23 protein-coding genes are annotated in these 21,732 nt (G+C 37.9%); 10 read left to right on the plus strand and 13 right to left on the minus strand.

The features are described from left to right. Positions 1-232: 232 nt before the first annotated feature. Positions 233-919, plus strand: a complete 687-nt coding sequence (locus ACYQ73_RS25270) for a histidine kinase (protein ID WP_460014969.1) — start codon at positions 233-235, stop codon at positions 917-919. Between the two features lie 418 nt (positions 920-1,337). Here ACYQ73_RS25270 and ACYQ73_RS25275 read toward each other — a convergent pair whose 3' ends face one another. Further along, positions 1,338-2,543 carry an MFS transporter gene (locus ACYQ73_RS25275; RefSeq protein WP_460014970.1) on the minus strand — a complete coding sequence of 402 codons (1,206 nt, stop codon included), beginning with the start codon at positions 2,541-2,543 and terminating at the stop codon, positions 1,338-1,340. Between the two features lie 118 nt (positions 2,544-2,661). Between ACYQ73_RS25275 and ACYQ73_RS25280 the strand changes: the two genes are divergently transcribed. Beyond that, on the plus strand, positions 2,662-3,387 hold the full coding sequence (locus tag ACYQ73_RS25280) for a DUF421 domain-containing protein (RefSeq protein ID WP_460014971.1): 726 nt from the start codon (positions 2,662-2,664) through the stop codon (positions 3,385-3,387). A gap of 37 nt (positions 3,388-3,424) precedes the next feature. Here the strand turns inward: ACYQ73_RS25280 and ACYQ73_RS25285 are convergent, their stop codons facing one another. From ACYQ73_RS25285 to ACYQ73_RS25310, 6 genes are all read right to left on the minus strand, one after another. After that, complete coding sequence (locus ACYQ73_RS25285) at positions 3,425-4,207, minus strand: ABC transporter permease (RefSeq protein WP_460014972.1); 783 nt, start codon at positions 4,205-4,207, stop codon at positions 3,425-3,427. Then, on the minus strand, positions 4,204-5,097 hold the full coding sequence (locus ACYQ73_RS25290; RefSeq protein WP_460014973.1) for an ABC transporter ATP-binding protein: 894 nt from the start codon (positions 5,095-5,097) through the stop codon (positions 4,204-4,206). The genes ACYQ73_RS25285 and ACYQ73_RS25290 overlap by 4 nt, the downstream gene beginning before the upstream one ends. Then, entirely contained in the window at positions 5,094-5,297 is a 204-nt protein-coding gene (locus ACYQ73_RS25295) for a PLDc N-terminal domain-containing protein (RefSeq protein ID WP_460014974.1), read from the minus strand. Before ACYQ73_RS25295 ends, ACYQ73_RS25290 begins: the two co-directional genes overlap by 4 nt. Before the next feature lie 248 nt (positions 5,298-5,545). Then, entirely contained in the window at positions 5,546-7,231 is a 1,686-nt protein-coding gene (locus ACYQ73_RS25300; protein WP_460014975.1) for a hypothetical protein, read from the minus strand. Positions 7,232-7,461: 230 nt separating this feature from the next. Continuing rightward, positions 7,462-7,893, minus strand: coding sequence for a protein-tyrosine phosphatase family protein (locus ACYQ73_RS25305; protein WP_460014976.1), 432 nt, complete (start codon positions 7,891-7,893; stop codon positions 7,462-7,464). A 20-nt stretch (positions 7,894-7,913) separates the two neighbouring features. After that, on the minus strand, positions 7,914-8,861 hold the full coding sequence (locus ACYQ73_RS25310) for a carbohydrate kinase family protein (RefSeq protein ID WP_460014977.1): 948 nt from the start codon (positions 8,859-8,861) through the stop codon (positions 7,914-7,916). A 167-nt stretch (positions 8,862-9,028) separates the two neighbouring features. Here ACYQ73_RS25310 and ACYQ73_RS25315 point away from each other — a divergent pair, with 167 nt between their 5' ends. Then, positions 9,029-9,592: a GNAT family N-acetyltransferase gene (locus ACYQ73_RS25315; protein WP_460014978.1), complete on the plus strand. Its 564-nt coding sequence runs from the start codon at positions 9,029-9,031 to the stop codon at positions 9,590-9,592. A gap of 18 nt (positions 9,593-9,610) precedes the next feature. Further along, entirely contained in the window at positions 9,611-10,528 is a 918-nt protein-coding gene (locus ACYQ73_RS25320) for an EamA family transporter (protein ID WP_460014979.1), read from the plus strand. Between the two features lie 64 nt (positions 10,529-10,592). Here the strand turns inward: ACYQ73_RS25320 and ACYQ73_RS25325 are convergent, their stop codons facing one another. Further along, on the minus strand, positions 10,593-10,754 hold the full coding sequence (locus ACYQ73_RS25325; protein ID WP_460014980.1) for an S-layer homology domain-containing protein: 162 nt from the start codon (positions 10,752-10,754) through the stop codon (positions 10,593-10,595). Between the two features lie 20 nt (positions 10,755-10,774). Between ACYQ73_RS25325 and ACYQ73_RS25330 the strand changes: the two genes are divergently transcribed. Continuing rightward, positions 10,775-11,866 carry an extracellular solute-binding protein gene (locus tag ACYQ73_RS25330; protein WP_460014981.1) on the plus strand — a complete coding sequence of 364 codons (1,092 nt, stop codon included), beginning with the start codon at positions 10,775-10,777 and terminating at the stop codon, positions 11,864-11,866. A 48-nt stretch (positions 11,867-11,914) separates the two neighbouring features. Here ACYQ73_RS25330 and ACYQ73_RS25335 read toward each other — a convergent pair whose 3' ends face one another. Next, positions 11,915-12,232 (minus strand): hypothetical protein, encoded by a 318-nt coding sequence (locus ACYQ73_RS25335; protein ID WP_460014982.1) that lies wholly within the window; start codon positions 12,230-12,232, stop codon positions 11,915-11,917. Between the two features lie 73 nt (positions 12,233-12,305). Here ACYQ73_RS25335 and ACYQ73_RS25340 point away from each other — a divergent pair, with 73 nt between their 5' ends. The 5 genes from ACYQ73_RS25340 (at position 12,306) to ACYQ73_RS25360 (ending at position 17,864) form a co-directional block, all read left to right on the plus strand. Beyond that, positions 12,306-13,376, plus strand: a complete 1,071-nt coding sequence (locus ACYQ73_RS25340) for an ABC transporter ATP-binding protein (protein ID WP_460014983.1) — start codon at positions 12,306-12,308, stop codon at positions 13,374-13,376. A gap of 12 nt (positions 13,377-13,388) precedes the next feature. Further along, positions 13,389-15,110, plus strand: a complete 1,722-nt coding sequence (locus ACYQ73_RS25345; protein WP_460014984.1) for an ABC transporter permease — start codon at positions 13,389-13,391, stop codon at positions 15,108-15,110. Between the two features lie 27 nt (positions 15,111-15,137). Beyond that, complete coding sequence (gene argH, locus ACYQ73_RS25350) at positions 15,138-16,652, plus strand: argininosuccinate lyase (protein WP_460014985.1); 1,515 nt, start codon at positions 15,138-15,140, stop codon at positions 16,650-16,652. Beyond that, on the plus strand, positions 16,649-17,596 hold the full coding sequence (locus tag ACYQ73_RS25355) for an N-acetylglucosamine kinase (protein ID WP_460014986.1): 948 nt from the start codon (positions 16,649-16,651) through the stop codon (positions 17,594-17,596). Before argH ends, ACYQ73_RS25355 begins: the two co-directional genes overlap by 4 nt. Before the next feature lie 94 nt (positions 17,597-17,690). Continuing rightward, positions 17,691-17,864, plus strand: a complete 174-nt coding sequence (locus tag ACYQ73_RS25360) for a hypothetical protein (protein ID WP_460014987.1) — start codon at positions 17,691-17,693, stop codon at positions 17,862-17,864. A gap of 5 nt (positions 17,865-17,869) precedes the next feature. Here the strand turns inward: ACYQ73_RS25360 and ACYQ73_RS25365 are convergent, their stop codons facing one another. From ACYQ73_RS25365 to ACYQ73_RS25380, 4 genes are all read right to left on the minus strand, one after another. Continuing rightward, entirely contained in the window at positions 17,870-19,165 is a 1,296-nt protein-coding gene (locus ACYQ73_RS25365; protein ID WP_460014988.1) for a transglutaminase domain-containing protein, read from the minus strand. 114 nt (positions 19,166-19,279) lie between these two features. Then, complete coding sequence (locus ACYQ73_RS25370; protein WP_460014989.1) at positions 19,280-20,437, minus strand: transglutaminase domain-containing protein; 1,158 nt, start codon at positions 20,435-20,437, stop codon at positions 19,280-19,282. Between the two features lie 253 nt (positions 20,438-20,690). Beyond that, positions 20,691-20,951 carry a metal-sensitive transcriptional regulator gene (locus tag ACYQ73_RS25375; RefSeq protein ID WP_004233098.1) on the minus strand — a complete coding sequence of 87 codons (261 nt, stop codon included), beginning with the start codon at positions 20,949-20,951 and terminating at the stop codon, positions 20,691-20,693. A gap of 68 nt (positions 20,952-21,019) precedes the next feature. Further along, entirely contained in the window at positions 21,020-21,730 is a 711-nt protein-coding gene (locus ACYQ73_RS25380) for a glycosyltransferase family 2 protein (protein ID WP_460014990.1), read from the minus strand. Positions 21,731-21,732: the final 2 nt, after the last annotated feature.

Genomic DNA, 21,732 nt, shown 5'->3' on the forward strand with positions numbered 1-21,732 from the left:
TGGTTTAAATGCACGAAATGCATATTTCAAATAACTGTAAAATATAGAGATAACCCTGTTTCCTCAAGGTTTTCCCAATATATTATCATTAACTTTTATACGTTTTTTAGTATACAATATAAATGAGCATAATGCACTGCATCAGTATCGATTTTTGCTGTTTTAGACTAATTTTCTCAAAACCGACTGTAGAAATGACAAAATAACGACAAGATAAGAGGTGTTAATTTTTATGAAGCATGTAAAAGGGCGTTTAGACGAAAGTATATTAGTTTGTGTCTACTATGGGCTTAATGGTGAGCGATTAATACGACGTGGCCATAAAATGGCTACAATGTTAGATTGTCCGCTCTATATTCTTTCGGTCGATTCGCAACCCCTTGATGCATTTGATGTAGAGAAATCTAGCTACATTGAGCAATGGAAAAAGTTATCTGATGAGCTTGAAATTGAAAAATTCATATTACAAGATAATGAAAAGCGCCCCATACAAAAGGTTATTGCAGAAGTGGCAAAAAATTATGGAATTTCCCAAATCATCGTAGGCCAAAGTGCACAAAGTCGCTGGGAAGAGATTACCAAGGGTTCCTTCCTAAACGTCTTATTAAAAGAGGTTCCTTTTGTTGATTTTCACATCGTTGCTGTCCAACGTCCAACTGACGACGATGCAAACGATACATATGAAAAAGGTGTACGTGCTTATTTAATCCAAGAACACGAAGATTTTAAAGTAGCATTTACATGTCCTAAATATGTATCAATCGAAGGTATATTTTTCAAAGAGATTGGCACTGACTTTGATAATGGTATTTTTAAATTCACTTACAATGATAAAATGCATGAAGTTCACGTATCAGAAGGCTATGTACTAGATAAAGAAAAACTTCCGGCTGAATTTTTATCCCCATTACGTCAATAATAAAAACGCGTTTCTCTAACTGGAGAACGCGTTTTAGCTTATCTATAAAATAATGGATATAAATTAAAGTGTAGCATTAATCAAAAGTTGATTTTCACTCCGAGTTGGCGCTTTCCGCGGGCTTGGCTTCAATCTCCTCGTCACTACGTTCCTGCGGGGCTTTCAGCGCAAGCTCATCCCGCAGGAGTCGCCACTCTCCGTGAAAAATCAACAGTTCCTCATCATTGGTGAATAGCAAGCTGAACTAAAATAGTTTAATAACTTTGATTAAAATACTAAAAGTTCCAACCTATTTTATTCTCCCAATACAAGCCTCACCTTGGAGGAAACAGACTGTTTCGCTGCCCCTCTCAAAAAATCACCATACAGCTTTATGCAATCAGGCGTAGCATTTTTATCTTTCACTCTTACCTGATTGTTACACCGCCGAAGCTGGTTTATCCTTAGGTAAGAAAAATGCTACTAGTAATAATAATGGTAGTAAAGAAACGACCATCATCGTAAAATCAATACCTTTATGATCCATTAATACACCAATTACCATCGCACCGATTGCACCCATTCCGAAGGCAAAACCAGTTGTTAAACCAGCCATTGTACCAATCTTTGTCGGAACAAGCTCTTGTGCATAGACAACTGTTACCGAGAAGCTAATCATAATGAGTGTACCGATAATCACTAAAAATATCATTGCTGCCCATAACGGTACATAAGGCAATGCTAAACAAAATGGCATCGGCACAACAACGGACAGTAAAATAACGTTTTTTCTACCAATTCGATCTGATAATGAGCCTCCGAAAAATGTGCCAACTACGCCAAAGGCCATAAAGGTGAAAATTAATATTTGTCCAAGACGAAGGCTAACATCATAATGATCCATTAAATAAAACACATAGAAACTTGTAATATTAGTTGTATAAAAGGATCTCGCAAAAATAATCGTAAATAGTAACGTCAACGCAATGCCTACTTGTTTCTTTGTTAATGGAGGCAAATTAGAAACTAATACTCGTTTTTTCTTTGTCAAACGTTCTTGCTCTAACTGCTTTCTATACCACGCTGCAATTTTGCTCAATATAACAATACCTATTGCTGCCACTACTAAGACAATTGCGGCACCACGTTGCCCAAAAATATCAAAAATATAAGCACTAATTAGTGGTGCGAGTGCTTGCCCAGAGTTACCCCCAACTTGATAAACTGATTGAGCAAGTCCTCTTTTTGAGCCTGCCGCCATAAATGAAACACGTGAACCTTCAGGATGAAAAATAGCTGACCCAAACCCTAAAAATAATACTGCGATAATAATTATCCAATATTGTGATGTGAACGCTATAATAGCAATGCCTATGAATGAGCTTGCCATACCAATCGGTAGAGCGTAAGGCATCGGCTTTTTATCGCTAGCAAAACCAACAACAGGCTGCAAAGCAGAGGCAAACATATTTAATGCAAACGAAATAAGACCTATTTGTGTGAAAGTTAGTCCTAAATCACTCTTCAATATCGGGAACATCGCTGGAATAACAGCTTGCATCGTATCATTGATAAGATGGGCAACAGCTATTGCTATCATTATTGGATAGACTGGATTGTTAAAATTCTCTATTTTCTTATTCATATCGCCACCTACTTTCTAATTTTTGTAAACTTTAGGTATAAGAGATCGTCGCATACTATTGACCTTTTTGCACAAGCTATTCATTGAAAATAGCAGTTTTAAGGGAGTTGATTTATGTATGAATATAGATGAATTTTTTAAAGCCGATTTTTGGGAAATGATACTTAGGGCAACACTTTCCTTCTTTGCTCTACTCATCGTAACTCGATTACTAGGGAAAAAACAACTTGGGCAACTAACCTTCTTCCACTATACAACAGGTATCACATTCGGTTCCATTGCTTCTGAAATAGCAGCACAGGCGGAAACACCCTTTTTAGATGGTCTTATTGCCCTCATTTGGTGGAGTATCTTAACATATATCATGACCATCATTACCATTAAATCTAAAAAAGCTCGTGTAATTGTTGATGACAAGCCAACAATCCTTATTCAAAATGGTCTTATTTTAGAATCTGCCTTAAAGAAAAATCGTTTGCATATGGATGAGTTAGCAATGATGCTACGGGAGCAAGCCATATTCTCTATACAAGATGTACAATATGCATTACTGGAAACTACGGGTAAACTAAGTGTACTACCAAAGCCCGCTGAGCAACCAGCTACGAAGCAAGATGTAAAAGCCGATGTTACACCACCAACCTATATACCAACAGAAGTAGCTTCAGATGGGAAAGTTATTTATGAAAACTTAGTTGAACTTGAATTAACGGAAGATTGGCTTATGAAAAAGCTGAAAAAGCAAAATGTCCAATCCGTAGAAGATGTTTATTTTGCTCAAGTTCAAGGAAACGGTTCCTTATATGTAAGCTTAAAAGACAAAGCAAGACGATCAAGCCCTTAACAGCTTGTATCGTCTTGCTTCATCTTTTTTTACAATATTAAATTTTCGTCATCGATGCATTCTTCTTCATTGTCCAAATTCCTATGCTCACACAAATTATCAAGACGACTATTGTAATAGATAAAGTCCACCAATAATCCGACATCTCCATTGTGCCTCTCATTAATTGAACGCCATATACCGGTAATTTCCAAGGTGATATTGTCCAAAACGCCCCCACTACAGAATCCAATATTTGTCCAATAAATATGACAGCGAATGCACATGTTGTTGCTACCACTGTTTTAAAGGCAGCACTCATCATTAATGTCACTGCTATCACAAAGAGTAGCCAAGAAAAATACGTGAAAAAACTTGCCACAAGTGGCCCTATCTCAAATGTCCCATAAAGCACGACCGTATAGTATATGCTCGCAGCAAAACCAGCTAAAATACTAACAAGGCCAACAGTACTCATGATGATAAATTTGCTCATAAAATAAGCGCCGAACGATATAGGACGGACGTACAATAAAGTAGCCATTCCACTTGCTCTTTCTTTACTAATGGTCCCTACGAAAGTAGCCATTAATACGAGTAAACCTATCGTTTGAAACTGTCCAATGGTAGCTTGTAATAGGTCAACTGGCATTAATTCTGGCATCAACATTTCAAAGCCTTCTGGTACATTACCAACAGCATTTAAAATATCCATCATATAATAGTTTGTTAGTGGATCGCTCATACCGAGCAAAGCAAATACAAGAGGTATCCATAAAAACTTCCAGCTTCGCCAAGCTTCTTTGAATTCCTTTTGCAGAAGTACATTAAATCCTCTCATATTTTTCTCGCCACCTTCATGAAAATCTCTTCAAGTGATGCTGTTTGTCGCTCCACTTTTCGTATTTTATAAGGACAACTACTCAAATGTTGAAGAAGATCCTGCATACTCGGTTGCTCATCAATAATTTCTATATATACATGGTTGCCCTTTGCTTCTCCTATAAGTTCAGACTGACTGGCAAAAAGTTGTGCCTCTTTTTCAGTGCCAAACTCTACAACATAATTTGATTCATCGAAACGTTGTCGAACTTCACGTAATGTCCCCTGTTCTACTAGCTTTCCACCACGTAAAAACAATAATTGATCTGTCATCTCTTCGGCATCATTTAAAATATGTGTCGAATATAAAATCGTTGTTTCTTGCTGTAAGCCCTTCAATAAATCAAGAACTTCCCTACGACCTACTGGATCCAATGCAGACACAGGTTCATCCAATAACAGTAATTTAGGCTTATGAACAATTGCCTGGGAAATTCCAAGACGTTGCTTCATGCCACCAGAAAACGTGGAAATTTTCTTATTTAAATCATTACCTAGACCTACAAACTCAAGTGTTTTTTGTGCTTCTGCTTTTGCTTTTTTTGCTGGTACACCATTTAACTTTGCCGCCATTTCAGTAAACTCTAACGCACTTAACCAAGGATGGAATTGCGGATATTGTGGCAAGAAACCGATATTAGCTCTTAAATCACCACCCAGCATTGTTACTCTTCCGGAGGTTGGTTTTAATAAACCTGTTAGCATCGATAATGTCGTAGTTTTGCCAGCGCCATTTGGTCCAATTAAAGCTGTCGATGTGTTTTTTTCTAATGTGAACTCGATTCCATCCACAACTACTCTCTCTGCATATTGCTTTGTAAGTCCTGTTACCTGAAGTAATATTGTCATGATTGTTTTCTCCCAACTATAAAGTATGCAATCGATCCAATATAACTAGTAAAAACAATAAGAAACACCCATAAAATTTTAGGCCCATTTGTGGCATGGATTTTACGTAAATCAACTAGAGCAACAATCATTAAAATAAATTGAACCACAATTAGTGGTGCTATGACTGCCCACGGAACTTTCGCTAACTCCTCCATCATACTGCTCACCTCATCTTTGTTATATTATCACTATAACAAAATCTGTTCTAATCTGTATAGCACAATTTTATGTATCTGCAGTTACAAACATTCCGGCTGAGCACTTTCCCAGGGTGTCCGATGAGCCTCATCGCTTGCGTTATAAGATCTCATCAGTGACGCTGATCCCCAAGGAGTCGCTCTGCCTTCACTCTGATCAATTTAACAAATATCATCCATATGTTTCTTCCACCTATATCGGGTATGCATTAATTCGAATCAAAACCGTTAGAACCATCGATTGCTAACGCCATAGCTAAAGCGTAGAATGTGCGACGTGCTCCGGCACAGTTTGGAGATTCTTTATCAGTTGTAGTTAGGTCTGTAGCCGAGCTAACATTCCCATCTGTATTTGAAGCATCGGCTAATATATCTAAGCGGGCTAAATCCCAAAGACCTGAACGACCGTGTGATGGGAAGGCACTTTGACCATGTAATGCTCGACCAACTTCAAGTTGGAGTTTAATTGCTTCCCCGATTTTATTATTTATACTTGCAAGTCCTTGACCTGTGAATCCAGGATAAACATTGAACAACCCAACCATGGCTTGATTGATCCCCTCGCCTTTATTAGGTATTTGCCACGGATTTTTAATCAACTCGGATGAACCTAACATAGCATTTTCTGGAATGTACATCCCCCAATATTTAGCCTGGCTAAACAAATTATTAATTAAAGTGTTTTTGATAGTTGAATAGTTTGTAAAAATATCTTGGTAGGTATTAATCATCTGAACTACCATAATTCCTGAATCTGAATCAGAATTTGGAACAAGATTGTACCATGATGAAACTGTTGGATTTTCAATCAAGCTTGCAAAGATTTGTAAGAATGTTATTGCAAATGTATTATATGCCGGCGAATCAAATCGAGATCGTAGCATATTATTCGTTAAGTTTACTTCGGAATATCCATGAACCGGAAGAACTCTTTTAGCCGTTAATGCATCGTTAAATGGCTCTTGTTGAAAACACCCTTTAGAATCATTAGCAACTGACGTATTTGAACCCCAATGAGTATAGCTAAGAACATCTCTGATAGCATTTTTCAAATTATATGCAGGATTTAATGAAGCTCCAGTCTTATTTACTTTTACATCATAAACATGTGCCGCCATCCATAAAGCAATTGTATTTAGCGATTCGTTAAGAATAAATCGCTGGTTTTTAGTGTTGAAATAGGCATGATGATCTATATAATCTCTACCACTTGTTCCTGGTTGAATACCAGCAAAAGAAACTTGTCCTGAGCTATCGAGAACTGTTGGCATCTCTAAGTATTTTTTTTGAGGTTCGGTGGATAAATCTGCGGTAGTTATCCAGTATCCTATTTGACCCGAATATGGTCCAGTAGCAAAACGGTACGCTTTTTCTGAGTCATTGTATGTCCAAGCAGACGGAGTCCGATGATACATTAAAGCATGGTATTCTATAGAACTTAATACTTCATTAGCAAAATAGTCTCTGTATCGCACTAACAACTCATCTACATTAGAAAGTGATACATCGCTTTGAGATTCATCCAACTTTTTAAGCATCGCTACACCAAGATAAAGAAAGCCTGCTAATGGATTGATTGACGGAAAATTATATGTTCTTTCCAAAAGTTTAGGAATAACCGTATTAACCATTTCCTTGTAAACTGCATCACGCTCTCCAACCAATGCCTTTTGTTGAGCGAACTGGGCGCAGAACATCATTAATTGCCCAACACCTTGTTGATAGGTGGAAGCATCACTTGTACCATTTAACAAATGATTTTGGAAAAATTTCCGCACTCGTGGATATCGACCTTTATCCTTCTTATAAGGATGATTTAAAGATATCTGCTCGTTAGACAATAGAAAAGCTTCAGTAAAGGCTTGAGCCTCTTGTAAGGGTGTAAATGTAGTCAATTGATTCACTCCTAAATTTGTATTTTTAACTTACAAACATTAAAGTGAATTATATTTTCAAAAATAAACCAATTTATTATTTTTTATGCTTATCACCATAACGTGGAGTTGTATATCCAACTTTTTTGTTTTATCGACATCCACCATTCAAAGCGCAAAAATGTATAATTCACTAACTAAAAAAAGAAGATGTACCAAAGTTGAAAAAACCTTTTGGTACATCTTCTCATTTATTTGTATAGCTTCTGCAAAGCATCTGCCATTTTTGGACGAATTGTTACTTGTGGTCGGGCGTTCTTTACGACCTCTTCCGCTTCCGCTAGAGAGTTGGCCATGCCAAGTTCCAGTAATACAGCAGTGGCAGCGACTCCCGCGCGACCTCCTCCGCTTCCGCAATGGAAGTACACTTTTTGCCCCTTCTCATAGGCAGAAACAATTTCTTTCGCAACTTTTTGAATAGATGGTGCTACTTCTATGTCCTCATCAGCAATTGGCATATGCTTGTACGCATATGAAGCCGCTTCTTGCTCCTCATTAGATAAGCCATTTACTCGAACATCAATGACAATATCAACCGTTTCTTGTTCAAAAGCTGAATCTGCATCTTTCGCACCGCCAAAGAATAATCGATCCTTTACTAATACATCGTAATTTTTCTCCATTGTATGCACGCTCCAAACGACTATTTAAGTAAATGCTTAATATCATCATAAAATGGAAGAGCTGTTAATGCCCCCGCTTTAGTGGCTGCTAAAGCACCTAGCTTATTGCCAAAGCTTACACAACGAACAAGTTCCTCTTCCGTTGTAGGTAAACCATTGTAATGAACATCGCGTAATACACCAGCCATAAATGCATCTCCAGCACCTGTAGTATCTACTGGCACAACCTTTTCTGTCGGTACATGGATAACCTCACCATTTAATACCGCATATGTGCCATTTTCCCCTACTGTTACTAAAATAATGGGCACTAAATAACTGTTTAATTGCTCAATGCCCTCTTCCAAGCTAGTTGTTTCTGTCAAGAAAAATAATTCTTCATCAGTAACCTTTAAAATATCTACGTGCTCAAAAAATGACGTGATCGTGTCGCGGCAAACCTGCTCACTGCTCCAGCGTAAAGGACGAATATTCGCATCCATTGCGATAATTGCCCCTTTTTCCTTTGCCATCTCTACAGCAGCGCGTGTTGTATCAAGGGCTGTAGGATGGAACATTGTACCTGAGCACACAGTTAAAGCAGATGCATGTTTAAATGCTGCTTCATTTAATTGTGTTGCTTCTACTTGTAAATCTGGCGTCTCATCGACATAATCTTTAAAAATCCGCTCACATGCTTCTGTTAAATGTACATAGACACCACTAACACGCTTCGTAGGGTTAAATACTGCATAATCTAGGCTTACCCCTTCTTGTGCAAGGCCATCTCGAACAAACTGAGAACCTTCGTCATCTCCTGTGATCGTAATTAATGACGACGGAGCACCGATACGGCTAATTCCCGCAGCAACATTTACCGTTGCGCCACCCATATATTTAGTAAATGATGTGTTTGTTACATCATCAGCGATATAGTCAATAAAAGCATCTCCATAAACTAAAATATAATCCTTATCTTCCTTTGTCATTGTTGTCCTCCCGAAACTCTAGTCATTATAGATTAACACGAAAATTGATGTCGTATAAAGTTTTAAACTTTCGGAAAAATAGTATCAGAATATCACCATTTACCCAAAAACTTGAGTCATCCTCTATCTTTGTTATACTTGCCTATAGAAAGGTAGGGATTTTGACAATGAGTATTACAATTCGACAAGCGCAACCACAGGATGCCCATGCCGTTGTACCATTAATTATTGATGCGATTGGTGATATTGCCAACCGTTTAACAGGTGAACAAACAGCGAAAGCCGTTGAACAAGAACTTACTGTACTATTCAAGCGTGAGGACAATCGACATTCCTATTTAAATACTTTTGTTGCTATGGAGAATGAGCAAGTATTAGGAACTCTTGTTTACTATAATGGTGTCGAAGCCATTCATATGGATGCAAATCTCGTAAAATGGCTTGAAGAAAAAAATGCGCCATCCATCATCATCGATAAAGAAGCTCATGAAGATGAATATTATATTGATACTATTTGTGTAGCACCAGAAGCTCGTGGTAAAGGAATAGGAACATTATTACTGCAATTTGCCATTGAGGAAACACAAAAACGAGGCTATACAAAATTATCATTAAATGTTGAAACAGAAAAAGAAGACGCTCGTCGCCTTTATGAACGCATGGGCTTTGTCATTACTGAGCCATGGTCCATAATCGATGAACCATTTCATCATATGGTAAAGCAATTTTAGGAAGTGAAACAAAAAAACATGAAGAAAAATTTATTTTATCCTCTTTTAATTGTCATTGCTTCTAGTAGCTACGGTGTACTATCGACAATTGTCAAAGTAGCTATGCAGCATGGCTTTACAACAGGAGAGGCAGTATCAAGTCAATATATTATTGGCTTTATGCTTGTTGCAACTATTTTTATAGTGACACAAAGACAATTACCGAAGCTTTCTAAAAATGGACTGCTTATTTTAGTGTGCGCCGGGATATTTACTGGGACTACAGGGATTATATACGGCGAATCATTAAAGTATCTACCAGCTTCTCTTGCAGTAGTAATGCTCTTCCAATTCACTTGGATCGGCTTATTAATAGATTGCGCACTTCATAAACGCTTACCAAGTCGGACTGAAGTGATTTCCATCATTGTATTATTTGCTGGGACTATTTTAGCAGCTGGCGTACTAAATGTAGATTTAAGCGGTATTGCTATTCAAGGCTGGCTACTAGGCTTTGCTGCTGCCTTTACCTTTGCTTGCTTTATTCAATTTAACTCTCGTCACGTGGAAGGTATTACAACTACATCACGCGTGTTGATTGTTTCCTTTGTCGCTCTGATCATGATTAGTATTTTCCTAAACCCTGAAGTACTTTGGAACGGCAAATTATTTGCCGGCGGTTTATGGAAATTTGGACTAGCATTAGGGCTATTCGGTATTATTTTGCCAATTTATTTATTCTCTATAGCTGTTCCGAAAGTAGGAGGAGCTCTTGCCTCTATTTTAAGTGCTATGGAGTTGCCTGTTGCCGTAACCGTTTCAGTTATTGTTCTCCATGAACCATTAACTTCTTTACAAATAGCGGGTATTATTTTAGTTATTTTAGGTATGATGCTACCGACAATACTTTCGCAACGACGACAAAAGGAAAAATCTTTAGAACCTATCCGTAAGTAAATACTTTAATCTAAAATTAGAAAGGGAGATGTATCATTTTTTTGATACATCTCCCTTATTTCTTTTATAAACCAAGCGCTCGGTACATAAAAGCTGTAAATTGTGCGCGTGTTAAGTTTTCATCCGGTCTAAAATTACCGTTTTCATCGCCTAATGTGAATTTTTTAATTATTCTAACATCAATGCCGGGTTTTAGTATTATACTGATAGTATGTAAGTTTTTCACTATTAGGGAGGGGGAAGATTATGCAGAAAACACGTATTTTCGGTTTTTTACTTGTGCTGATGCTTCTTGTCTTAGCTGCTTGTAGTAGTGACAAGACTGCTACAAAAGATAGCGACAAAACGTCCAGTTCTGAAAAGACCGATGTAGCAGCTAAGCCATCTGGAAAGCTTGTTATTTATACAGGGCGCGATGAAGAGATGGTGCAAAAAGTAATCGATCAGTTTAATGAAAAGTACCCGGACATTGAAGTGGAATTTTTAACGATGGGCGCACAGCAAATTTTAGAACGCCTACGTGGTGAAAAAGCAAATCCTCAGGCTGATTTTTGGTGGGGTGGTACGCAATCTGCACTAACTGTCGGCGCCAATGAAGGTTTACTACAAGCTTGGAAGCCTAGTTTTAACGACTCCATTGATGCGGCTTATAAAGATGCAGATGGTCGTTGGTTTGGTGAAATGTTACTGCCAGAAGTTATTATGATTAACAAGGATGTATTAACGAAAGAAACGGGTCCACAAGATTGGGATGATTTATTAGATCCAAAGTGGAAGGATAAAATTTTAATTCGTGGTGTGTTAGCATCTGGGACGATGCGTACTATTTATTCATCTATGATTTTACGTCAAGGTGCAGATTCGCCTGAGAAGGGCTACGATTGGTTATTAAAATTAGATGCCAACACGAAGGAATATACACAAGATCCAAATGCACTTTATTTAAAGATGACACGACAAGAAGGCAGTGTTTCTTTATGGAATTTACAAGATATTTTATTAAAGAAATATACGACTGATTATCCGTTTGATTATATTTATCCGAAAAGTGGTGCACCGATTTTAGTTGATGGTGTTGCTGTTGTCAACAATGCCAAAAACTTAGAAAATGCAAAGCTCTTCGTAGAGTTCTTATTTGAAAAAGGAATGGTCACTCAGCTAGCAAACGATTACTATCAAATTCCTACTCGCTCAGATATCGATAAAGCTACAATGCCTGAGTGGTATAAAGAATTAGACTTAAAAACGTTTGATATAGACTGGAAACTCATGACTGATAAAGAAGCAGAATGGATAGAGTATTGGGATAACAATATTAAAGGACGCGGAAAAAAGTGATCGAGGACTAAAAAGTTGTGAACCTGTCCTATGTTGCTGACAGGTTACTCACAAAAAATCAGGAATGATATTTGTTAAAACGTATGCCATGTATATAAGTTGATTGGAGTGGAGACTGGGCGACTCCTTGGGGATCAGCGATAGAGGAACGAAGGCTAAAACCATCACGTCCTGTGATAACGCCTTCGTGTTGGCGCGAGACCCTGGAGCGCAGCGGATGTTTTCTGTGCGAAAGCGTAGCGACAGCAACAACAAAAGCGGCTCATCGGACGCCCCCAGGAAACGCCCAGCCGAAACGGAAATCAACCCTACGTTATGGTGATGCCTTTTAATATCATAAAACAAACATCTACGAATATTGTTCATATTTTTGAGCCTCGAGTAATTTTTGCTCGAGGCTTCATGTAACTAATTTTCTAACGAGAAAGGAGCATTTCAGTTGAAAAGTGTCAAAATAAAAAATGTCTCTAAGAAATTCGGTCACATTCATGGCGTAAAAGATTTAGATCTTCATATTAAAGCTGGTGAATTTTTCACCTTCCTCGGCCCAAGTGGTTGTGGGAAAACGACTACACTAAGGATGATAGCCGGCTTTTATTACCCAACAGAAGGGAAAATTCTTTTTGATGATTTTGATGTGACAAGGCTTCAACCTAATAAACGGAATATCGGTATGGTGTTTCAAAATTATGCTCTCTTTCCACATATGACGGTAGATGAAAATATCGCCTTTGGATTACAAGTACGAAAATTTTCGAAGTCGGAGATCAAACAAAAGGTTGACCGTATTAGAGGGCTCGTTCATTTATCGCAATATGGTAATCGGAAAATTAATGAATTATCTGGTGGGCAGCAGCAACGGGTTGCATTGGCAAGAGCACTTGTGATAGAGCCTGATATTTTATTGTTAGACGAGCCATTGTCGAATTTAGATGCTAAATTACGCGAAGAAACGCGCATTGAAATAAAACGTATTCAATCCGAGCTCGGTGTTACAACCATCTATGTTACGCATGATCAAATGGAAGCTATGTCCATGTCAGATCGGATAATGGTCATGGAAAATGGGAACGTCAGACAAATCGGTACTCCACAAGAAATTTATAATCGACCTTCAAACCGCTTCGTAGCAGATTTCATTGGTGAGACAAACTTAATTGAGGCGACAATTGATGCTGTTAATGGTGACGATGTACAAGTAAAAACAGCAAGTGGACTTGTTCTGACTGGGCGAAAGCAACAAAGCTCCCCCACTTTAACGCATATGATTGGAGACAAAGTGTTTATTTCTATTCGCCCTGAATCCATTAATCAAGGTACTGGTGAAAACACCTTAACAGGTAAAATCACTTTTGTTGAATTTACGGGAATTAGTGTGAACTATATTGTGGAATGTCTAGATTTTTCACTAAAAGTAATGATTATCAATATGAACGGTCAATTGAAAAAAATTGGCGAAGACATCACCTTAAATATAGCCCAAGATTCACTGTATTTTTTGGGAGAATAGGAGGGTAACAACATGGAAAAAACACACCTCAATCCTTCTGAAGGAAATGCATGGACACGGCTAACTAGGTCAAATTGGTTTGTCTATATTTTAGTTGCACCTTTATTTTTAGTGTTGTTTGCCTATGTAGTATACCCGTTCTATCAAACTTTTACAGAAAGCTTTTCTGGTGATAATGCGCTATCTAATTATAAAAATTTCTTTAGTATAGCTAGCCCAGCAAATATAGAAGCATTATGGACTAGTATTTATATATCCGTTATCAGTGTTATTTGCTGTGCAATCGTCGGTGTAACTATGGCATTTTTGCTGGAACGCTATGATTTCCCAGGCAGACGGATACTCTCTGTTTTAGTATTGGTACCTATGGCCCTTCCGCCGCTAGTAGGTGTGCTGTCCTTTACATTTTTGTATGGAGAAAGTGGAATTTTCCCACGTGCGTTTCAGCACCTATTCGGTTTAGAGCAAGTTCCGTTTTCATTAAAAGGCATATGGGGGGTTATCGTAGTACATACATTCACTATGTACACTTACTTCTACTTAACCGCCTCAGCAGCTATAAAAGGTCTTGACCCAGCCTTAGAAGAAGCCGCAACTAGCTTAGGTGCCGGGCGTGTTCGAGTATGGACAAAGGTTATTTTGCCCATGTTAACACCCTCGATTGTTGCCTCATCCTTACTCGTATTTATGATTTCTATGGCATCCTACACTGCACCTTTAATGTTCGGTGTTGAACGCACGATGACGATGCAAATCTATTTATCACGTACGAATGGGAATTTAGATATGGCAGCGACACAATCTATGATTTTATCCTTTGTGTCCATTACCTTTTTAATTATTATGCGCTGGTATCAAAACCGCCGAAATTACCAAAATCTCAGCAAAGGTATTAGTGTTCATCGATCTGAAGTGTCTTCAAGAGGCATGAAAGTTATGGCGACTATTGCGTCTTTCATAGGTACATTAATTTTAATTTTGCCGATATTAGTGCTTATATTAATTTCATTTTCCGTTGATGGTGCATGGAAAACGCAAATTCTCCCAACAGACTATACATTGGATCATTATCACGCTCTTTTTACAGATGAACGGACGTGGCGACCGATTTGGAATTCTGTTCGAATGGGGATTATTGCCACACTAGGCAATATCATTTTCGGTGTTGCAGCAGCTTATGCTATGGTACGGTTAAATTTTAAAGGTAAAACATTACTCGATATTTTAATCATGGTTCCTTGGGCATTGCCGGGAACGGTTGTAGCTGTCAATTTAATCGCAGCTTTTAGTACGGAAAATATTTTCTCCTTTAATCAGGTTCTTATCGGGACGTTCTGGATTTTGCCGTTAGCTTATTTTATTAGACATTTACCTCTTGTTTTCCGATCTACCTCGGCATCACTTGTGCAATTAGATCAATCTATCGAAGAAGCATCGCGAAGTTTAGGGGCAACATGGTGGTATTCATTTAGACGTATTGTACTGCCACTTACATTTACCGGCATTTTAGCAGGGACATTACTTGCACTTGTTCAAAGCTTTGGCGAATTCGTAGCGTCTATTCTTCTTTACAGTACGTCAACAATCCCATTATCAGTGGCGATATTCCAAAAATTATATTCCTTTAAATTTGGAACTGCTTGTGCATATGGTGTCTTACAAATTTGTTTAATTTTAATTGTACTTATTATTTCCGAGAAGTTATCTAAAGGCAGTGCTGGTTCGGCCATATAACTGCTAATCTACTAGGAGGCAATAACTATGTTTGAAGATTTCCGCAACAAAACCCAGCGAGAAGATGGGATGATCTTCCCTTCTAATATTTATCGAAAAATTGTCTTGCAGCCGGCTTACGATGAAGCCAAGAAAAACTTTTTAACAATTATGTTGCAAATCAATATTGCACACTTAAAAATGTTAGAAGAACAGGGTTTAGTTAAAAAAGAAGAAGCTAAAGAAATTGGTGCTGCTTTAAAAAAACTAGACTTGAACTATTATCGTATAGAGGATTACAGCCCGCGATATGAGGATTTGTTTTTCCGCATCGAAAATAAATTAATAGAGCTTGCTGGTGATGTTGCAGGGAATCTTCACATTGGTAGGAGTCGTAATGATATGGGCATTGCCATCTATCGCATGACTTTAAGAAAAAAATTGTTGTTGCTTATGCAAGAATTACTGACTTTACGGGATGATTTAATCGCAGCTGCTGAGGAGCACGTTGATACGATTATGATTGGCTATACACATACGCAGCAGGCTCAGCCAACAACCTTTGCTCATTATTTGAAAGCTGTCATCGATCAACTTGAACGAGACTTTGAACGTTTACAGCATGTCTATAAAACGGTGAATCGCAGTAGTATGGGGGCTGCGGCATTAACGACAACAGGCTTCAATATTAATCGAGAGCGCATGCGTGAGTTATTGGCATTCGATGATATTATCGAAAATGCGTGGGATGCTGTTGCTGGAGCAGATTATATTGCAGAGGCAGCGAGTATCGTGCAACTTGCAGCACTTAATCTTGGCCGCACATCCCAAGATTTCTTACTATGGGCTACACAGGAGTTCAATGCATTTACGCTGGCAAGCCCGTACGTGCAAGTTAGCTCTATCATGCCACAAAAGCGCAATCCTGTTTCGATCGAGCATACACGTTCATTACTATCAGCGGTTGTTGGTGATGCTAGTACAGTATTACAAATGGTACATAATACACCTTTTGGAGATATCGTAGACACAGAGGATGATATGCAACCATATTTATGGCGCGCCATCGACCGTTTAATAGGTATTTACAAACTATTTGGTTCGCTTGTTGTCACGATGGATGTAAACAAGAAAAAACTAAGAAATCGAGCAGAAAATAGCTTTGCCAATGTTACAGAGCTCGCCGATACGTTTGTGCGCTCTGAAGGAATTTCCTTCCGCCAAGCACATAGTATTGTTAGTAAATGTATTAAAGTATTGCTCTCTCATGGGGAGGAATCTCTAGCAAGTCTTACATGGGGTCTTGCCAATACACAAGCTAAATTAATTACTGGTAAACCATTAAAAATTTCTGAGGAAGATTTTTATAGCACATTAAAACCAGAAACTTTCGTTGGTGTACGTACATTACTTGGTGGTCCAGCGCCCGTAACGATGAAAGAATCTCTTGAACGCTCCAAGGCAAATTCTCAAAACCTTAAAGAGTGGGTTAGCTTGAAAGAGTCTATGATTGTTGAGGCAGAAAAACAATTAACAGTAATAATCGAGGAATGGAATCAATGATGGAATGGCTACTTATTATTGACGGTGGTGCTACAAAAACGGCATGTGCGCTCGTACATGCCGAGTCTGGTGAAATAAAATATACAACATCAACAAGTGGCTCGAATTATCAAGCAATCGGTGCTGCATCTGCTACAGAAATATTGCTAGCATTATTATTAAATGTGCAGGACTTTTTACAACAGCAAGAGGACTCACATATTGCCGTTGCTACCTTTGCAATGGCTGGGATTGATTCTCCCAAAGATCACGAAGCTGTATCAGCAATCGTTCATAGTGCACTATCTACATTACAGCTAAAGATAGATACGCTTATTATAGAAAATGACGCACAAGCCACTTTACTTGGTGTTACTGCTGGACAGGCAGGCGCATTACTCATTGCTGGAACAGGAGCCATTGCGTACGCATATGATGGTACACAAATAGTACGTGCAGGTGGTTGGGGGCATCGTGCAGGAGATGAAGGCAGTGGCTATTGGTTAGGACAAGAGGTTATACGCGCCATTTTCCGGATGGAAGACGGGCGTGGTGAGCCGACCCTATTAAAAAGTACTGTCTATGATTACTTACGGATCCAAGATGTTACAGAGCTAGCTTCATGGCTGTTTTGTCCATCCTACACGAACGCGCAGCTTGCAAAAATGGGTGCATTTTTGGCAGATGCCGTGACCAAAAAGGATTCATGTGCCATTCAAATATCAATGCGTGCTGCTCACGAATTAGTACTCCTTGCATGCGCTGTGTTGAAAAAAATTGACTATAAGGGCGATGCATTCAGCCTTTATTGTAATGGTGGTGCCGTTAAGCATAATCCATTAATTTTCAAAACATTTTCACAGGAAATGAAATCGATGTATCCGCAAATTGAAGTTTCTCTGTGTCAGCATCAACCTATCCATTATCTTATAAAGCGAACAAAAAAAGCCTATGACAGTTTGTAATGTCATAGGCTCTTCATGTTGTTGAAAAACTAGCCACTCTGCAAAACGTGGGGTTGATTTCCGTTCCGACTGAGCGCTTTCCTGGGGGCGTCCGATGAGCCGCTTGGGCCAACACGATGTTGGTCACGAAGGCGTTATCACAGGACGTGATGGTTTTAGCCTTCGTTCCTCTATCGCTAATCCCCAAGGAGTCGCCCAGTCTCCACTCCAATCAACCACTACACATAGTATTTACCTTCTGGAATGTCACTCATATCGTTTTCATTGATAACGTTAAAGTGCCATTTTTTTCAGCTCATTTGTTGTGAAATACAAATAGTTGTCCTGCACAAATAAATCCTTCGTTTCTTCCCTATTTAATACTGTTTCTCCGCTTCCATCCGGGCGAATCTTTGTTAAATACGCTCCGTGTGAATAATTACTAAAATATAGCCAGCCATCTGCATAAACGATGTACTGTGCACGTGATTTAGAGACGCGTTTCGATTTACCTGTTTGTAAATCAAGCACGTACAACTTATTATCATCAGCAACATTACTATAAAATATTTGTTGCCCTACTTGTGTAGCGAAATCTACATTATGAAAGTAGCTATACATTGCACTCGTTGCTTTCGGGTAGTCTTTAGCAATCCACGTATGATCCTTTGCCATCGTTCGATCATCCACTAAAAAGTATTGATAGCGCACCGCTCCTTTACGATCAGGCACCGGGTCATTCCATGTAGTATCGAGGTGATACCATTGACCATCCAGCTTTACTAAATTCCAAGCATGTCCTTCCTGTCCGACATAGCCTACGATATATTTTGTTTCTATACCTAGCTTTTGTAACATCGAATGAGCCAGCAACGCATAGCCCTGACAAACGCCACCATGTTCTGCAAGCACTGTATAAGCGCTATGTGGACTTGAATTCGTTTGATCCGTATAGGCGGTATTGGCAACGATATAATCATTAACAGCCCTAACCTTCTCTACATCACTTAATGATTTCTTATTGATAGAGGCTACAATCTCTTGCACATTCATTTCAACGAATGCTGCCTGTTCTGGAGTCATTAAATAACTTTGCTCTCCAAAGATTTTGGCTGTTTTTCTTCCATATTCAAAACGAATTGAATGCTTACTAATATGTCCATATACATAATCATCTCGTTTTATAGCCTTTTCATAGGCTTCTTCCACTAGCTTTTCAATTCGTTGTGTATCGCCTTTATATTGAATCTCAAACGCAGGTGAAAAACTACTATAGTACGCATACATCGCATCAGCCATTTCCTTTGCATTTGTTACAACTAACTTTGCTTCAGGTTTTTTGGCTACAGGAGCTGTAACGGCTCCTCCTTCTTCTGGCTTTTCTTCTATAGGTGTGGCCGTTTCAATGGAGGTATTCTCTGAAAGTTTAGCAGTAACATCTATGATTTTGTCCTTTGTTGAAAGAAGCATCGTTTCTATTTCATCATTATTTGCCCAAGTTATTACTTGTTGTACAACTGCTTTACCAGCCGTATAAATAGGGTCAATAAAAATAATTAAAATTACGATAATGGCTAATTTTTTCCACAAAATCCTCACCTCCAACCGTTTTCCTGTTTTCATTATATACAAAAAAAGCACAAAGGACTCACTTGGAAGTCCTTTTGTGCTTTCATTTTATAAGTAGATAAGAATATTTGAAGTTTATTTTATTTTAAGCTTCTGTTCTTTGCCATTAACATTATAAACTAAATAGTTATCATTAATTCTTAAATCAGAAACTACTTGCTTCGCGAGCACCTCAGTTTTCAATGTTTTAAGATTTAATTTTGTTAAGTAGCCACTGTTACTGTAATCACTGAAATATAAAAAGTTATCCGCTCCTGTAATATACAAGGCGCGTTTATCAATAACTATTGTTTTCTTACCACTTGCTAAATCAAGCGTATACAATTTATCTTTATCTGCCGTATTGCTAAAGTACAGTGTATTATTAACCTGATAGGCAAAATGAACATTTTGCATATAGCTATATTTTGTACTTGTTGCAGCAGGATAATTTGATGCTACCCATTTATGATCTTTCTTTAGCTGTGCATCCGTTACTAAAAAATAATCGTACGAAGAAGCACCGAAACGATTTGGTAATGGATCATTCCATGTCGTATCTAAATGATACCATTCACCTTCAACCTTCACTAAATTCCATGCATGTGCCTCGTTACCATTAACAGTACCAACAACATATTTTACATCGAATCCAGCTTGTTCTAACATTTTATAGGCTGTTAACGCGTAGCCCTGACATACAGCTTGTCCTTCCATTAACAATGCATAAGCACTATGGGGACTAGCCTTTGTTTTAGTACCATATGTTGTATTTGACACTATATAATCATTAATCGCTTTTACTTTTTCGAATTCTGTTTTCATTGAAGGCTTAATAATCGTTTTTAATATTTGATCTACCTTTTTTTGTACGGCCGCTTCTTGCGTTTGGTTTGTCAAATATTTCACTTTAAATGTCACATTGCCCGTTGAGTCTGCAGAAATAGAAGTACTTTCCATATGACCACTCGCATAGACCGCTTGCTCCTGTGCTTTTTCAAAGGACTCCATAAATTTCTTTTTAAAATCGGTCATTGATCCACTATATGTAATTTTAATTTCGGGAGCGAAATTATTTAATTGCTTTACGATTTCTGTTGTGAATTGATCCCAAGTCGTTACTTTTGTATCAGCTACTACATTATAAGCAAACACAGAGGAAGTATTTACTGAGCGAGCGTCTGCATTTTGAGCATATGCTGCTGTTGGACTTAACATCAGTAATGCTGCTCCGCTTATCAACCATTTCTTCACAATAAATCACCTTCCATTTGTTATATTCTTGTAATTAGAATAACAGAGAAAGGAACTACAAATCTATCCGACAAGTTCACTATCCATGACTTTTAACTATATACACAACACTTAACATATAGGTATAAACTCCCTTAAATAAAATATAAGTATCGAATTAAACTATATTTTTGTAAAAAAATAAAAACTCACTCCATTTTGAGTGAGTTTTCTATATATTAATGATCTTTTTTTAGGGTAGGCTTCTCTTTATTCAACGACTTTTCACTACTAAATTGACTGCTTCTTGAATAGCTTCATTCATTTTCTCGCCATCACCTTCAGCATTTTGTACACATTCTAAAAGATTCGTACTAACAATGACACCAACTGTACGATCTACCGCTGAGCGTACTGCCGATAATTGAGTAATGACTGCCTTACAGTCCTTTTCTTCTTCCATCATTTTCAAAATTCCACGTAGCTGACCTTCCATCCGTTTCACACGATTTTTCACTTGATCTGAATATTCCATCATCATTGCTCCTTCTTTCCATACTCGCTACGTTCTTGAGTAATTATTATTCTTTATCCTAGCTGTAACTATTTTTTCTTTGGTTTTAAATAATTCATAAGCATTTTAGAAATAATTGATCCTGCATTTGTTATTTCATCATAATGTATCACTGAATTTTTCTTTATTCGTAGCTGACCTATCTCTACTTCAAAAATTGGACACTTTCTTTTAAGTGCAGTAACTAACATATTTGTGTCGTAGTCATATCGTTCACCTTTTACTTTTATTAACCATGGTAGCTCCTTTATAGAAATAAACCGTAAACCTGTTTGTGTATCCATTAGTTTTCTATGATAAAGGATTTCAAAAAACAAACTTGTTGTTCGATTACCCCAATATGATAAAAACGTGCTGTCTGAGGAATGGAAGTTACGTACTCCTAACACAATTCCTTCAGAAAATACCTTTGTCATTGTTAAAACTAGCTTTACATCTTGTAAAGTATGTTGGCTATGTGCACCTACTGTAATAACACCTTGAAACATACCCCTTTGCGCCCTTACATAGGCAAAGGCTGTTTTTAGTGCGCCACCCTTACCAATATTGTTGTCATGCTCTAGCACTCGACAGCAGTCAATCTTTTTCAACTCTTCAAATACACGTACATATTTTTGATCGCTGCCATCATTGACAATAATAACTTGGTTAATGGTGGTGGCTAATAATTGATGGACATAGGTTATAAGTGACTGTTGTGGATTATAGGCTGGTATAATTGCCGCAATATTTTTCATCATTT

The organism is Lysinibacillus sp. CTST325, from assembly GCF_054665055.1.

Bases quoted from the DNA above. Each gene is read 5' to 3' on its own strand.
- ACYQ73_RS25270 (WP_460014969.1), top strand. From the start codon at position 233: ATGAAGCATGTAAAAGGGCGTTTAGACGAAAGTATATTAGTTTGTGTC.
- ACYQ73_RS25275 (WP_460014970.1), bottom strand. From the start codon at position 2,543: ATGAATAAGAAAATAGAGAATTTTAACAATCCAGTCTATCCAATAATG.
- ACYQ73_RS25280 (WP_460014971.1), top strand. From the start codon at position 2,662: ATGAATATAGATGAATTTTTTAAAGCCGATTTTTGGGAAATGATACTT.
- ACYQ73_RS25285 (WP_460014972.1), bottom strand. From the start codon at position 4,207: ATGAGAGGATTTAATGTACTTCTGCAAAAGGAATTCAAAGAAGCTTGG.
- ACYQ73_RS25290 (WP_460014973.1), bottom strand. From the start codon at position 5,097: ATGACAATATTACTTCAGGTAACAGGACTTACAAAGCAATATGCAGAG.
- ACYQ73_RS25295 (WP_460014974.1), bottom strand. From the start codon at position 5,297: ATGATGGAGGAGTTAGCGAAAGTTCCGTGGGCAGTCATAGCACCACTA.
- ACYQ73_RS25305 (WP_460014976.1), bottom strand. From the start codon at position 7,893: ATGGAGAAAAATTACGATGTATTAGTAAAGGATCGATTATTCTTTGGC.
- ACYQ73_RS25310 (WP_460014977.1), bottom strand. From the start codon at position 8,861: ATGACAAAGGAAGATAAGGATTATATTTTAGTTTATGGAGATGCTTTT.
- ACYQ73_RS25315 (WP_460014978.1), top strand. From the start codon at position 9,029: ATGAGTATTACAATTCGACAAGCGCAACCACAGGATGCCCATGCCGTT.
- ACYQ73_RS25320 (WP_460014979.1), top strand. From the start codon at position 9,611: ATGAAGAAAAATTTATTTTATCCTCTTTTAATTGTCATTGCTTCTAGT.
- ACYQ73_RS25330 (WP_460014981.1), top strand. From the start codon at position 10,775: ATGCAGAAAACACGTATTTTCGGTTTTTTACTTGTGCTGATGCTTCTT.
- ACYQ73_RS25335 (WP_460014982.1), bottom strand. From the start codon at position 12,232: ATGAACAATATTCGTAGATGTTTGTTTTATGATATTAAAAGGCATCAC.
- ACYQ73_RS25345 (WP_460014984.1), top strand. From the start codon at position 13,389: ATGGAAAAAACACACCTCAATCCTTCTGAAGGAAATGCATGGACACGG.
- argH (WP_460014985.1), top strand. From the start codon at position 15,138: ATGTTTGAAGATTTCCGCAACAAAACCCAGCGAGAAGATGGGATGATC.
- ACYQ73_RS25355 (WP_460014986.1), top strand. From the start codon at position 16,649: ATGATGGAATGGCTACTTATTATTGACGGTGGTGCTACAAAAACGGCA.
- ACYQ73_RS25360 (WP_460014987.1), top strand. From the start codon at position 17,691: ATGAGCCGCTTGGGCCAACACGATGTTGGTCACGAAGGCGTTATCACA.
- ACYQ73_RS25375 (WP_004233098.1), bottom strand. From the start codon at position 20,951: ATGGAATATTCAGATCAAGTGAAAAATCGTGTGAAACGGATGGAAGGT.
- ACYQ73_RS25380 (WP_460014990.1), bottom strand. From the start codon at position 21,730: ATGATGAAAAATATTGCGGCAATTATACCAGCCTATAATCCACAACAG.